Origin of the sequence: Actinomadura oligospora ATCC 43269 (assembly GCF_000518265.1) — a bacterium.
GTDB classification, from domain to species: Bacteria; Actinomycetota; Actinomycetes; order Streptosporangiales; family Streptosporangiaceae; genus Spirillospora; species Spirillospora oligospora.
This window is the reverse complement of record NZ_JADG01000004.1, coordinates 537,115-550,676: the sequence shown is the minus strand read 5'-3', so window position 1 is coordinate 550,676 and position 13,562 is coordinate 537,115. Positions and strand designations below refer to the sequence as shown.

General features: G+C 72.5%; 12 protein-coding genes. 4 read left to right on the top strand and 8 right to left on the bottom strand.

Annotation, left to right across the window (positions count from 1 at the left end; translation table 11 throughout):
- Window positions 1–8 precede the first annotated feature (8 nt).
- Window positions 9–290, top strand: coding sequence for a hypothetical protein (locus P696_RS0107090; protein WP_157429546.1), 282 nt, complete (start codon window positions 9–11; stop codon window positions 288–290).
- 113 nt (window positions 291–403) lie between these two features.
- On the opposite strand, the gene P696_RS0107085 is transcribed toward P696_RS0107090, so the two are convergent.
- The gene (locus P696_RS0107085; RefSeq protein WP_026411784.1) at window positions 404–2,608 is read right to left on the bottom strand and encodes an APC family permease; all 2,205 of its coding nucleotides are present in this window, start codon (window positions 2,606–2,608) and stop codon (window positions 404–406) included.
- Between the two features lie 316 nt (window positions 2,609–2,924).
- Between P696_RS0107085 and ggt the strand changes: the two genes are divergently transcribed.
- The 3 genes from ggt to P696_RS0107070 all read left to right on the top strand — a co-directional run bounded on the left by ggt (window position 2,925) and on the right by P696_RS0107070 (window position 6,321).
- A complete protein-coding gene (gene ggt, locus P696_RS43825) occupies window positions 2,925–4,832 on the top strand; it encodes a gamma-glutamyltransferase (protein WP_245627542.1) in 1,908 nt (635 codons plus the stop codon).
- Between the two features lie 47 nt (window positions 4,833–4,879).
- Entirely contained in the window at window positions 4,880–5,227 is a 348-nt protein-coding gene (gene cutA, locus P696_RS0107075) for a divalent-cation tolerance protein CutA (RefSeq protein WP_026411783.1), read from the top strand.
- Window positions 5,228–5,385: 158 nt separating this feature from the next.
- Window positions 5,386–6,321, top strand: coding sequence for an oxygenase MpaB family protein (locus tag P696_RS0107070; RefSeq protein WP_245627541.1), 936 nt, complete (start codon window positions 5,386–5,388; stop codon window positions 6,319–6,321).
- A gap of 32 nt (window positions 6,322–6,353) precedes the next feature.
- On the opposite strand, the gene P696_RS43820 is transcribed toward P696_RS0107070, so the two are convergent.
- From P696_RS43820 to P696_RS0107035, 7 genes are all read right to left on the bottom strand, one after another.
- A complete protein-coding gene (locus P696_RS43820) occupies window positions 6,354–7,961 on the bottom strand; it encodes a DHA2 family efflux MFS transporter permease subunit (RefSeq protein WP_084336914.1) in 1,608 nt (535 codons plus the stop codon).
- A gap of 140 nt (window positions 7,962–8,101) precedes the next feature.
- Window positions 8,102–8,401, bottom strand: a complete 300-nt coding sequence (locus tag P696_RS0107060; protein WP_026411781.1) for a metal-sensitive transcriptional regulator — start codon at window positions 8,399–8,401, stop codon at window positions 8,102–8,104.
- A gap of 81 nt (window positions 8,402–8,482) precedes the next feature.
- Window positions 8,483–9,073 (bottom strand): histidine phosphatase family protein, encoded by a 591-nt coding sequence (locus P696_RS0107055; protein WP_026411780.1) that lies wholly within the window; start codon window positions 9,071–9,073, stop codon window positions 8,483–8,485.
- Between the two features lie 16 nt (window positions 9,074–9,089).
- Window positions 9,090–10,280, bottom strand: a complete 1,191-nt coding sequence (locus P696_RS0107050) for a globin domain-containing protein (RefSeq protein WP_026411779.1) — start codon at window positions 10,278–10,280, stop codon at window positions 9,090–9,092.
- A 76-nt stretch (window positions 10,281–10,356) separates the two neighbouring features.
- Complete coding sequence (locus P696_RS0107045; RefSeq protein ID WP_026411778.1) at window positions 10,357–10,800, bottom strand: RrF2 family transcriptional regulator; 444 nt, start codon at window positions 10,798–10,800, stop codon at window positions 10,357–10,359.
- A gap of 230 nt (window positions 10,801–11,030) precedes the next feature.
- The gene (gene ald, locus P696_RS0107040) at window positions 11,031–12,146 is read right to left on the bottom strand and encodes an alanine dehydrogenase (protein ID WP_026411777.1); all 1,116 of its coding nucleotides are present in this window, start codon (window positions 12,144–12,146) and stop codon (window positions 11,031–11,033) included.
- Window positions 12,147–12,286: 140 nt separating this feature from the next.
- Window positions 12,287–13,510, bottom strand: coding sequence for a glycerate kinase (locus P696_RS0107035; RefSeq protein WP_245627540.1), 1,224 nt, complete (start codon window positions 13,508–13,510; stop codon window positions 12,287–12,289).
- Between the last annotated feature and the right edge of the window lie 52 nt (window positions 13,511–13,562).

Sequence of the window (13,562 nt, the reverse complement as noted above, 5' to 3'; positions counted from 1 at the left end):
ATCGGTGGGTGACGAGGCGGCGGCTCGTCCGGCTGGGCCTGCTGGCTCAGGACGCCGGACACCTCGTGCGGCTGGAGTCGCGGGACGGGGTTCCGGTGCTGGTCGTGGTGTCGCGCCGGGGTGCGGTCGAAGAGGTCGTCGTGCGTCGTCCGGCTGCGTCCTCCGACGTGTACGTGCATGCGCGGAGTGGGGTTGAGCTGGGCGACTGCAGGTTCGTGGTCGGGGCCGCCGCCCAGTTGGAGGCCACGTTGATGTTCGAGGAGTGGAGGGCACGGCTCGTCCCTCGGTGAAGGTCAGAGAGGACGGTGTCGTCCGGCGTTCGGCGGAGTCCGGATCCAGGCGGAGACCCGCGCACCAGGCGATGCGGGTCTCCGCCTCGTCCGGAGACGGTGCTGACAAAGCGTCAGCGGCGGTAGCGGCCACCGTTGGGTGGGAGGTTCGGGTCCTCGGCGGACGGGTCGGGGCGGTCCGCGTCCGCGCCACCGCTGCGATGCCGTCCGGAGCCTGAGCTGTACGGATCGTCCCCCGGCATGGCGTACCCACCCGTTCCGTGCGGTCCCGAAGGAGACGGGTTCTCGCCCGTCTGGTGATGCGGGGCAGGGTAGGGGCCGGTCGTCTGCGGAGGCATCGGATATCCGCCGGTTTGGCCGCCGGTCGCATACCGTCCCGACGGGCGCGGGTCACTCGCACCGCGCGGGTCGGTGGGAGGGCGGCGGTTGGGGGTGGACGGGTGGCCGTAGCCGAGGCCGATGACGTCCTCACCGTCCTGGTAGTAGTTGCCGCCCTGCGATCCGTAGTTCTCCTGCTGTGCCCGCCGCTGCGGCGGGACCTCGAACGGGTCGCGGCTCGGCGGAGTCTCGACCGCCGGACGGTCGTACTGCTGCCGTTCGTACTGCGGGGGTGGCGCGTTGAAGGAACCGTGCGGGGACGCGGCGGCCATCGCGTCGGACGGGTAGGACCCCGTCGCCATCGGCCCCGTCGCCATTGGCCCGGACGGCCCAGGCACAGCCCCAGCCCCAGATGACATGGGGGGCATGGCAGGGCCGCCCATCGGCGCGGGCGCGGCCATGGGGGCGCCCGAAGGTGCCGGGACCGGGTACGGCATGGAGATGCGGGCGGGCGGGGGTTGCTCCAGCAGGAGTTTCAGCTGGCTGCGACGTCGTCCGTAGACCAGGTACAGCACCATTCCCGCGGCCATCCAGATGCCGAAGTACGCCCACGTCCGCAGCTCCAGGTTCAGCATCAGCCACGCCACCAGGATGATCGTGACCACGGCCGTCAGCCGCGCCGCCGGGACCCGGAACGGACGGTGCAGGTCGGGCTGGTCGCGCCGCAGCCGCAGCACGGAGGCGGCCACGAACAGGAACGCGAACATCGTCCCGATGACGACCATGTGCTCCAGCGTCAGGACGTTGATGGTCTGCGACATCAGCACGGCCGCGGCCCCGGCGACCAGCGTCGCCCGGGTCGGCACCCGGTACCGTCCGATGCCGGAGATCTGGCGGGGCAGCAGGCCGTCCCGGGACATCGAGAACAGCACGCGCGTGAGGCTGATCAGCACCACCAGGATGACCGTGGTGAGGCCCAGGACGGCCCCCACATCCACGATCTTGCCCATGGAGCTGGCCCCGACCATCCCGAACGCGTTGCTGAGCGCGGGCTTGGCCGGGTCGAGGCGGTTGTAGTGGACCATGCCGAGCATCGTGACCGCGACGCCCAGGTACAGCACGACCGCGATGCACAGCGACGCGATCATGCCGCGCGGGACACGGTGCGGGGCGTCGTCGGTCTCCTCGGCGGCCGTCGCGATGAGGTCGAAGCCGATGTAGGCGAACACGATCGCGGGGGTCGCGGCGAGGATGCCCCAGATGCCGAACACGTGCGGCGAACTGCCCGTGACCGCGCCCGTCAGCGCGTCCAGGACGGTCTGGGCGCTGTCGTCCGGCGCGGCCTTCGTGGGCGGGACGAACGGCGTCAGGTTGTGCGGGGCGAAGAACTTCAGGCCCGTCGCGATGAGCAGCCCGATGACGATCAGCTTCGCCAGGACCATGAACCACAGCGACCGGATGCTCATCCGGCCCCCGATCGCCAGCATCGCGACGATGAGCAGCAGGATGCCGAGCGCGAAGACGTCGAAGCCCTTCTCCTGCCCGATGACGCCGCCGAGCGCGCCCGGTATCGGGACGCTGAAGTCGTGCAGCGTCTGCGTGGCGAACAGCGACCACGCGCGCGCGATGACGGACGCGGCGAGCAGCAGCTCCAGGATGAGCGACCAGCCGACGACCCACGCCCAGACCTCGCCGAACGCGACGTAGCTGAACGAGTAGGCGCTGCCCGCGACCGGGATGATCGACGACAGCTCGGCGTAGGACAGCGCGGCCAGCAGGCACACGATCCCGGCCGCCACGAACGAGACGATCACGGCGGGTCCGGCGGTCTGCGCGGCGAGCTGTCCGGAGATCTTGAAGATGCCGGAGCCGACCATCACACCGAGGCCGAGCACGATCAGGTCGCGGGTGCGGTACACGACGCGGAGCCGGTGGCGGCCCCCGTGCATCTCTCCGGTCGCGCGCTCCACCGGAAGCCGGCGGAACATGTTGTTGGGCATGGCGAAGTCCCAGGTCTTAGGCGATGTTTCCCCAGGGCCTGAACCCGCGCCGCTGTTCGCGAGACAGCACTGCTTGAAGGGCCCACAATTCACCACGAACAGGCGAAACCGCAATGATTTCCCTGAGATTCGTGAGGTGGGACGAGAGCGGCGCGACCACCGGGCGGACGGGTGGTACGTCCAGGGTCGGTCGGGACGCTGGCATTCGGGCGAGATCGGTGACACGGTTGGGAACGCCGGTTCCGGAGGAGGTCCTGTGTCGTTCCCCGCGCCGTTTCGTCGCAGCGTACGCCCACGTCCGCGTCCCAGCACCCGCGTGTTCGCGCGTCCGTTCCGTCCTCTGAACGACGCCGTGTTCGCGCGCGTCCGCCCGGCCGGTCACGGGCGCCAGGTCGTCGCGGTCACCGCCGTCGCGGCGGTCGTCGCGGCGCTGGCCGCACCCGGCCAGGCCACCGCCGCGCCCGCGCCCACGGCCCCGGCGAAGACGCAGCGTCCGTCGGACGGCAAGCAGGCCGTCGCGACCGGTTACGGCGGCGCGGTCTCGACCGTCGACCTGGACGCCAGCCGCAGCGCGCTCGAGGTCCTGCGCAAGGGCGGCAACGCGATGGACGCCGCCGTCGCGGCCACCGCGACCCTCGGCGTCACCGAGCCCTACGTCGCGGCGATCGGGGGCGGCGGCTTCTTCACCTATTACGACGCCCGCACTCGCCGTGTCTCCACGATCGACGGACGCGAGAAGGCCCCCAAGGCGATGAGGGACACTTCTTTCATCGACCCGGACACCGGGAAGCCGCTGTCCTTCGACGAGGCCGTGACCAGCGGACTCTCGGTCGGCGTCCCCGGCACGTTCGCGCAGTGGGACACCGGGCTGCGCCGCTTCGGGACGCGTTCCATGGCCTCCCTCCTCCGGCCCGCGATCCGCGTCGCCGAGCACGGCTTCACGGTCGACCAGGAGTTCCAGGACCAGACCGCCACGAACGAGGCGCGGTTCCGCGACATCGTCCCGACGCGCGAGCTGTTCCTGCCCGGCGGGAAGCTCCCGGCGGTCGGCTCCACCTTCCGCAACCCCGACCTCGCCCGGACCTACAAGGAACTCGCCAAGCGCGGGCCGTCCTGGCTGTACGGCGGCGAGCTGGGCAAGGAGGTCGTCCGGACCGTCCAGCATCCGCCGAAGGACCCGAACGCCACCCGCAACGTCCGGCCGGGCCTGATGGCGGACGCCGACCTGCCCGCCTACAAGCCGGTGTGGCGCGACCCGACGCACGTGAAGTACCGGGGCGTGGACGTGTACGGGATGGCGCCGTCCTCGTCCGGCGGGATCACGGTCGGCGAGGCGCTGAACATCCTCGGCAACTACAAGCTCAGCCCGAAGGACCCGGTCAGCGCCCTGCACTACTACCTGGAGGCGTCCAAGCTCGCCTACGCCGACCGGGGCGCCTACATCGGCGACAGCGACAAGGTGAACGTCCCGGTCAGGGAGCTGCTCTCGAAGGGCTTCGCCCGCGAGCGCGCCTGCCAGATCAAGCCGGACGCCGCCGCGCCCGCTCCCGTCGCGCCGGGCAGCCCGGACGGGGACTACCACCCGTGTGCCCAGCCCGCCGCACCAATCCGGACGCTCACGCAGGAAGGGCCGCAGACCACCCACCTCGTCGTCGCCGACCGGTGGGGGAACGTCGCGTCCTACACGCTGTCGATCGAGCAGTTCGGCGGCAGCGCGCTGACCGTCCCCGGACGCGGGTTCCTGCTCAACAACGAGCTGACCGACTTCAGCTTCCAGCCGCCCGCCCCCGGCAAGCCCGCCGACCCGAACGTGCCGGGCCCGGAGAAGCGTCCGCGCAGCAGCATGTCCCCGACGATCGTGCTGAAGGACGGCCGCCCGCTGCTCGCGGTCGGCACCCCCGGCGGCTCGACGATCATCACGACCGTCCTGCAGATCCTGCTGAACCGGCTCGACCTCGGCATGAACCTCCCGGACGCGCTCGCCGCGCCGCGCGCGACCGACCGCAACACGCCGCAGGTGTTCGCCGAGCAGGCGTTCATCGACCGGTACGGGCAGGCGCTGTCGGCCAAGGGTCACCAGATCGTGCTGTGGCCGGGTCCGCCGGCCGGGCAGATCGGCGCTGCCACGGGCCTGGAGTTCCTGTCGCCCGGGCTGGTCCGGGCGGTCGCCGAGCCCGTCCGCAGGCACGGCGGAAGCGCACTGGTGGTAAGGCCGGCGAAGTGATCTGGAGTCGTCCGGCTACGATCGGTGCACGGGGGAAGGAGCAGGTCATGGCCGATGCGTACGTCCAGGTGACCACGACCACCGACTCACGCTCGGAGGCGGCGGAACTCGCGAAGTCCGCCGTCTCGGAGCGGCTGGCCGCCTGCGCGCAGCTGGTCGGCCCGGTCGCCAGCACCTACTGGTGGGAGGGCGAGATCGAGGCGGCCGAGGAGTGGATGGTGGTCTTCAAGACCACCGTCGACCGGTTCGACGAGCTCGCCAGCCTCATCACCGAGGAGCACTCCTACGACACCCCGGAGATCATCGCCACGCCGGTCGTCGCGGGCAGCATGGACTACCTCGCCTGGGTCGCCGAGCAGACCGGCCCGCCCGAACCCGAGCCCGAAGAGGTCTGAACCCTCCTCCTTCCCGCCCGTCCGCCGTGATCGCCCGGTCGGTGTGAGTCCCGCCATATCCGGGAAATAAGTGAGTACTTGCACCGCCGGACGTGGTTTCCTCGAAGGCGTGCGAGCGGCGCCGCCCGGCTCGAGGACGGCGCGGAGAGGAGCGGGCGATGGCACCCGACGCGACATCCGGCGCGGCACCCGACGTGGCACCTGAGACGGCGACCGGAACCGCGTCCGGCATGGTGGTGGACGCGCCTCGCGAGGACTTCGGGCTGTTCGGGCCGGGGTCGGTCACCTGGCGGGTGATGGGCGAGCCGGTGCTGATCGTCGGCGGGATCCGCGCGCTGCTGCTCCAGGCGCTGCACCCGCACTCGATGTGGGGCACCGCGCAGAACTCCGAGCTCATGGACCCGGCCACCGCGTGGGCCAGGCTCGGCCGGACGGTCGAGTTCGTCCGGGTGCGCACCTACGGCACGCACGACGAGGTCGAACGGGTCGGACGCCGCGTCCGCAAGATCCACTCCAGGCTCACCGGCGCCGACCCGCGCACCGGCGAGGTGTTCCCCGTGGACGAGCCGGAGAGCCTGCTCTGGGTGCACATGGGCGAGGTCGACTCCTACCTGGACGTCGCGCGCCGCTCCGGCGTCCCGCTGAGCCGCGCCGACGCCGACCGGTTCGTGGACGAGCAGCGCCGCGCCGCCGCCGTCGTCGGCCTCGACCCGGCGGACGTCCCGTCCTCGGTCGCCGAGATGCGCGACTACTACGCCGGCATGCGCCGCCGCGTCTGGGCCTGCGACGAGGCGAAGGACGGCTTCCGGCGCATGTTCAACCCGGCCCTCCCGAGCAGGCTCATGCCCCTCAAGCTCGCCGCGCCCGCCCTCGGCGTCCTCGTCGTCTCGACGCTGCCGCGCTGGGCCCGCCGCAAGTACGGGCTGCCGGGTCTCCCGACGTCCGACCTCGCCGCCACCCTCACCCTCAAGGGCCTCTACCGGACGACCCGGGTCGTCCCCGAGCGGTACCGCTACAGCCCCGACGCCCGCCGGGCCCGGGAACTCACGCGCGAACACGCCACCGACCCGTCCCTGTGGGCCGTCGCCTCCTAGCCGCGTCGCCTCCTGACCTCGCGGCCGGCCTCCTAGCCTCCGATCACCGGCGGGGCGTCGTCGCCGCTTCGCCGTCCCCGGTGGGGGAGGAGGAGCGCGGGGAGGATGAGCGCCGCGCCGAGGCCGAGGGCCACCCAGAACGTGGTGGAGAAGGCCGTGGCCAGGTGCGGGGCGAGCAGGTGCCGGACCGCGGGCGGGATGTCGCCGCCCATGGTGGTGCCGCCGGACGCGCCGCGCGCCGCGGCCGGGAGGTTCGAGGCGAGCTGGCGTGACAGGACGACGGCGAGCAGGGCCGTGCCGAACGAGCCGCCGAGCTGGACGACGATGTTGAGCGCGCTGGTCGCCCGGGGGACGGCCGTCCGCGCGAGGGTGGCGACGGCCGCGGACATGGACGGCATCATCGTCGCGCCGATGCCGAGACCGCGGACGAACATGGCGATGCCGAGCAGCCAGAACGAGGTGTCGGCGTGGAGCTGGGTGAACGGGACGGTCCCGAGCGTCAGCAGGATGATCCCGAACGGGACGACCCGGCCCGCGCCGAGCCGGTCGGTGAGGATCCCGGCGAACGGCATGGACGTGGCCGCGCCGAGGCCCTGCGGGGCCATGAGCAGCCCGGCTTCGAGCGCGCCCTGGCCGCGTCCGATCTGGTAGTACAGCGGGATCAGCAGCATCGAGCCGAGCAGGACGGTCCCGACCAGGAACGCCACGGCGGACGCGGTCGCGTACGTCCGGTTCCGGTAGAGCCGGACGTCGATCAGCGCCTTGCCGCCGCGCAGCGCGCCGTGCACGACGAACGCGGCGACCAGCACGGCCCCGGCGGTCAGCCACGCGATCGTGGACGCCTGTCCGAACCCGCCGTTCCCGCTCGCCGTCGACAGCCCGTAGATCAGCAGGACGAACCCGGGCGACAGCAGCAGGATGCCGCGGACGTCGAGGGCCGCGCCGTCCTCCCGGGGCCGTCCGCCGGGGATCTTCCACCAGGCCAGCAGGAGCGCCAGGAGCCCGACGGGCAGGTTCACGAAGAAGATCCAGCGCCAGTCGGCGCGTTCGACGAGGTAGCCGCCGATGACCGGCCCGAACACGGGCCCGAGCAGCATCGGGACGCCGACGATGCTCATCACGCGGCCCATCCGGCTCGGCCCGGCGGCCATGGTCAGGATCGCCATCCCGGTCGGCATCAGCATGCCGCCGCCGAGGCCCTGCACCACCCGGAAGGTGATCAGCGAGCCGACGTTCCAGGACAGTCCGGCCAGCGCCGACCCCAGGACGAACAGGACGATCGACGTCATCCAGACGCGGCGTCCGCCGAACCGGTCGATGGCCCAGCCGGTCAGCGGGATGACCATGGCGAGCGCGAGCAGGTAGCCGGTGACGACCCACTGGATCGTGCCGAGGTCGGCGTGGAAGTCCCGTCCGAGGGTCCGCAGCGCGACGTTGACGATGGTGGTGTCGAGGATCGCCATGACGGTGCCGCAGACCACCACCAGGCCCAGAATGATCGTCTGGCGGTCCAGCCGGTCGCCGGGCGGAGCGCCCGGGCCTCCGGACGCGCCGCCCGGCTTCCCGTCAGGCGGAGCGTCGGACGAGGTGTCGGATGAGGCGTCGGGTCGCGCGGCGCCGGTCAGCCGGTCGTCGGCCATGGCGAAAGGCCCCCTGGTCGGGGTCCCGGGAGGGATCCCGGGACCCGTCGAAGTTCACACGCTCCCCTCAGGGCAGCACTTCAGATGCCGAACTTCAAGGGATATTTCGCCTACTTAATGATGAAAAGGGTAAAACTGGGTCACCCGCGTCGCATGATGCGACCCACGGCGGCCATCAGCTCCGTGGACATCTCCTCGGACTTGCCCTCGTGTGAACCCTCGGCCACACAGTGCCGGACGTGTCCGTCCAGTAGTCCGAGGGCCACCTTGTCCAGGGCGGCCTGGATCGCGCTGATCTGGGTCAGGATGTCGATGCAGTACCGGTCGTCCTCGACCATGCGCTCGATGCCGCGCACCTGCCCCTCGATGCGGCGCAGCCGCGTTCCCAGCTGGTCCTTGGTGGCGGTGTAGCCGCGGGTGGGTGTCTCGCTCGTCGCCATCTCGTCCTCACAGTCGCCGGCGGTGCGGGGGTTCGGCCACGATACCCCCGAGGGGATACCCCCCGAGGGGTATCTTACCCGCTACTTCGGAGGGACGTTCCAGGATGTGATCACCGGACGGCCGTGTTCGGCCCCGAGGGTGGAGACGGTGCCGGTGGCCAGCGCGAACAGGCGGCCCTCGGCCGGGTCCAGGCCGAGCCAGCGGGCGGTGAGGACGCGCAGCACGTGCCCGTGCGCGACGAGGACGACGTCGCCCTCGGCCAGCAGCGGACGGACCCGGCCGAGGACGTCGTCGGCGCGCTTGCCGACCTGCCCGACCGTCTCGCCGGGGTGCGCGGAGTCGCCGGGGATCACACCGTCGTCCCAGAGGTACCAGCCGGGACGGGTCTCGCGGATCGTGGTGCTGGTGATCCCCTCGTAGCCGCCGTAGTCCCACTCCCACAGGTCGGGGTCGGTCTGTTCGACGGTGAGACCGGCGAGCACGGCGGTGCGCCGCGCCCGCTCGGCCGGGCTGGCGACGACCCGCACCGGACGCAGTTCCGAAAGGGCCGGGACCAGGGCGCGCGCCTGCTCCTCGCCCCTGGCGGTCAGCGGGATGTCGGTGCGTCCCGTGTGCCGCAGGTCCCGGCTCCATTCGGTCTCGCCGTGCCTAAGGATGATCAGTTCCCCCATAAGGGACAGCCTAGGGTCAGGCGGAGGCGAGCCACAGGTCGGGGCCGAACACCTCGTAGTGGATCGCCGACGCCGGGACGCCCGCGTCGATCAGCTGCGTCCGGACGGCCCGCATGAACGGCAGCGGCCCGCACAGGTAGGCGCGCAGGCCCTCCGGCAGCTCGACGCCGGACAGGTCCACGAGGCCGGTGCGCTCGGCCGGCCAGGGCTGCTCCGGGGTCTCGTACCAGGTGAGGTCCGAGCCCTCGGCGAGCTTGCCGATCAGGGTGGCGCGCTCGTCCCGCAGGGCGTGCCCGGAGCGCGTCCGGTCGCCGTGGACGGCGATCACCGGGGCCTCGTGCCCGTCCTCGACCAGCCGCTTGAGCATCGCGACGATCGGGGTGCAGCCGATGCCCGCGGACGCGAGCAGCACCGGGCCGTCCGCGTCGTCCAGCACCAGGTCGCCGTAGGGGGCCGACAGCTCGAGCGTGTCGCCCACGCGGACGGTGTCGTGCAGCCGGTTGGAGACCTCGCCCGCCGGGTCGCCCTCCTCCCGCTTCACGGTGATCGTCCGCTCCCGGGCGCCGGGGGCGTCGGTCAGGCTGTACTGCCGGATCTGGCGCGCGCCGTCCTCGAGCGGAACCCGCACCGACACGTACTGGCCCGCCCGGAACGGGGCGACCTCGGCGTCGTCGGCCGGACGCAGCCGGAACGTCGCGACGGCGCCGGTCTCCTCGACGCGCTCGGCGACGACCCACGGCCGCCAGGAGCCGCCGGACGTCGCGCCCTGCCCGGCGTACAGCCGCCGCTCGATCTCGATGAGCGCGTTCGCCATCAGCCAGTAGACCTCGTCCCAGGCGGCGGCGACCTCCTCGGTGACCGCGTCGCCGAGCACCTCGACGATCGCGGCGAACAGGTGCTCGTGGACGATCGGGTACTGCTCGGGCAGGACGCCGAGGGACGCGTGCTTGTGCGCGATCCGGCCCAGCATCGCGTCCGGGCGGACGTCCGGGTGCTCCACCAGCGCGGTCGCGAAGGCCGCGATCGACCCCGCCAGCGCCTGCTTCTGCGTGCCGGCCGCCTGGTTCCCCCGGTTGAACAGGTCGCGCAGCAGCTCGGGATGCGCGGCGAACATCCGCGGGTAGAACACGGCGGTGATGTCGTTGATCGCGCCGCCGATGACGGGGAGCGTGGCGCGGACGACCTCGGTGGACCGGGGGGAGAGCATGGCGCCTCCAAATTGGTATTTGATCTACTGATTCAACGGCGTGCGGGGGCGGGGGAGCGGGGCGCCCGGGATCGGGCTATCCGGAGGGGGGACGGCCGACGAGTCCGAGCAGGACCGGGCCGGTCGGCGCGGTGACCAGATCGGCGAGCGTGACCGCGTCCAGCGAGGCGTAGAACGCCTCCTGCGCCCGGCGGAGCGCGGACCGCAGCCGGCACGCCTGCCGGAGCGGACACGGCACGTCGCCCTCGCAGTCGACGACGTCCCCGACCCCTTCCAGGTCGCGGACGAGCCGTCCGATCGACACGTCACGACCCGCGTCGGTCAGGCAGAGCCCGCCGCCGCGTCCGCGCCGGGTCTCGACGATCCCCATCCGCTGCAGCCGCGCCACCACCTTGGCGAGGTGGTTGTACGGGACGCGCATCTCGTCGGCGATCCGCCGGGCCGTGCTCGGCTCGGGGTCGGTCGCCGCGAGGCTCATCACCACGCGGAGCGCGAGGTCGGTCGCCTTCGTCAGCCGCATGGTCAAAGCGTAGGAGAACTTGCATCCTGGATGCGCCTTTTAGGCCCGTGTGGGCCGTCACATGACCATCCGCACCCGCGCCATCACCCCCCGCGCCCACCCGGACGCGGGACGGCCCGCGTCCGGACGCCTCGGGTGAGGAGGCGTGCGGGCGCGGGCCGTCGGGACGCCACTACGCGCGGGCGCGTGAGGCGCGGGGTCGTGCTCGACGAGCACGTGCGGCGGAGGCGTCAGGCGAGGACGGACTCCAGCGTCACGTGGTTCAGGCCGTGCGCCTCGGCGACCGGCTCGTAGATCAGGTTGCCCGCGTGGGTGTTGAGGCCGAGGGCGAGCGCGCGGTCGGCGATCAGGGCGTCCTTCCAGCCCTTGTTCGCGATGGCGACCGCGTAGGGCAGCGTCACGTTGGTGAGGGCGTGGGTGGAGGTGTTCGGCACCGAGCCCGGCATGTTCGCGACGCAGTAGAAGATCGACTCGTGCACCTTGAAGGTGGGGTCGGCGTGCGTGGTGGGACGCGAGTCCTCGAAGCAGCCGCCCTGGTCGATCGCGATGTCGACCAGCACCGAGCCGGGCTTCATGTGCGCGACGAGCGCGTTGGAGACCAGCTTGGGGGCCTTCGCGCCCGGGATCAGCACCGCGCCGATCACCAGGTCGGCGGCCCGGCACTCCTGCTCGATCGTGTACGCGTTGGAGACCTGGGTCTTCAGGCGGCCCTGGTAGATCGCGTCGATCTGGCGGAGCCGGTCGACGTTGACGTCCAGGATGGTGACGTCCGCGCCCATGCCGACCGCGACCTGCGCCGCGTTGATGCCGGACACGCCGCCGCCGATGACGACGACCTTGGCCGGGGAGACGCCCGGGACGCCGCCGGGCAGCACGCCCCGGCCGCCGTTGAAGCGCATGAGGTTGTACGCGCCGACCTGCGGGGCGAGGCGGCCCGCGACCTCCGACATCGGGGCGAGCAGCGGCAGCGACCGGTCGGCCAGCTGGACGGTCTCGTACGCGATCGCGGTGACGCCCGCCGACAGCAGCGCGTCGGTGCACTCGCGGGACGCGGCGAGGTGCAGGTAGGTGAACAGGGTCTGGCCCTGCCGCATCCGATGGTACTCGGCGGCGATGGGCTCCTTGACCTTGAGGATCAGGTCGCCCTCGGCCCACACCTCGTCGGCGCTCTCCAGGATCTTGGCCCCGGCCGAGGTGTAGTCGTCGTCGAGGATCGCCGAACCCTCGCCGGCGCCGCGCTCCACGAACACCTCATGGCCGTGCCGGGTCAGTTCGTGCACCCCGGCGGGAGTGATGGCGACGCGGTATTCATGGTTCTTGATCTCGCGAGGAACGCCGACCTTCATGTTGCCCTCCGTCAACGCTGACAGGTATGTGACCAGCTGGTACGCCTCAAGAGTGGGGGCAGCCGACACCTGGTTGCCATGTCCAGTCTGTATAGTCATTCCCGAATCCGCTGACAGTATGTAAACGCTACTCCGCACGCTCAGAGGCGTGAACCCCGGGGTGGCAGCCACTCGTCGGCGACGGCGACCGTGAGGCGCTCCAGGAGGGGGCCCGCGGCGTTCGGGGTGCGGGCGAGCGCCGGGTCGATGTCGGTGAGCGCGTACACGGCCTGGATCCGGGCCCGGCGGAGGCGCTCGCCGGTGAGTCCGCGCCGTCCGACGACGGCGACGGCGGGGACTCCCGCCCGCGCCGCGGCCCGCGCCACCGAGGCGGCGACCCCGCCGCGCAGCGTTCCGGCGTCGATGGTCTCCGCGCCGGTCACGACCAGCCGCGCGCCGCGCGCCCGGCCCGCGAAACCGACCAGGTCGAGGACGGTCCCGGGCCCGGACTCGACGGTCGCGCCGAGCAGCGCCAGCGCCGCGAACCCCGCCCCGCCCGCCGCGCCCGCGCCGGGCAGTTCCCGCGCCCGGCGGCGCGTCACGGACTCGGCGAGGTCGGCCCACCGCCGCAGCCCCGCCTCCAGGATCCGCGCCTGCGCCCGTCCCAGCCCCTGCGCGGACCCGCCCCCGGCCGGGACCCCGCCCACCGCGCCGCCCGGATACCCGCTCGACAGGACGGACGCGACCGCTCCCGCCCGGCCCAGCAGCGGACGGCCGGTGTCGCCGACGAGGGTGATGGTGACGCCGGAGAGGTCCGGCACGCCGCGCAGGTCGAGCGCGTGCAGGGAGCGCAGCGCGGCCCCGCCGAGCGGGAGTTCGCGGCCGAGGCCGTCCAGCAGCCGGCCGCCGAGGCCCTGGAAGAGACCCGCGCCGCCGTCCGGGGCGGCGCTGGAGCCCGCGGCGAGGACGATCCGGCGGGCGCCGAGCCGGAGCGCGTGGACGATCAGCTGCCCGGCGCCGAGGCTGGTGGCCGACAACGGGCGCGGCGGGCCGTCCGGGAGTCCCCGGGGGCCCGCCGCCTCGCCGATCTCGACCACCGCGCACCGGCCGTCGAAGGCCAGCGCGGCGGTGACGGGCCGTCCGGCCGGGCCGCAGACCTTCACCTCGATCCGGCGGAACCCGGCGGCGACGGCGGCCTCGACGGTGCCGTCCCCGCCGCCGGACACGGGCAGTTCCACGACCGGGACGTCCGGCCGGGCGAGGCGCAGCCCGGCGGCGAGCCGCCGGGCCACCTCGACGGCGCCGAGCGCCCCCCGGAACCGGTCGGGCGCGAGGAGCACGTGACCGCGCGGGGGAGGCTCACCGGGGGGCTCGGGCAGGGACACGGGCAGCCACGCCTTTCACGCCGGGGGTCAGCGCTTCGTTACTTCCCTACCC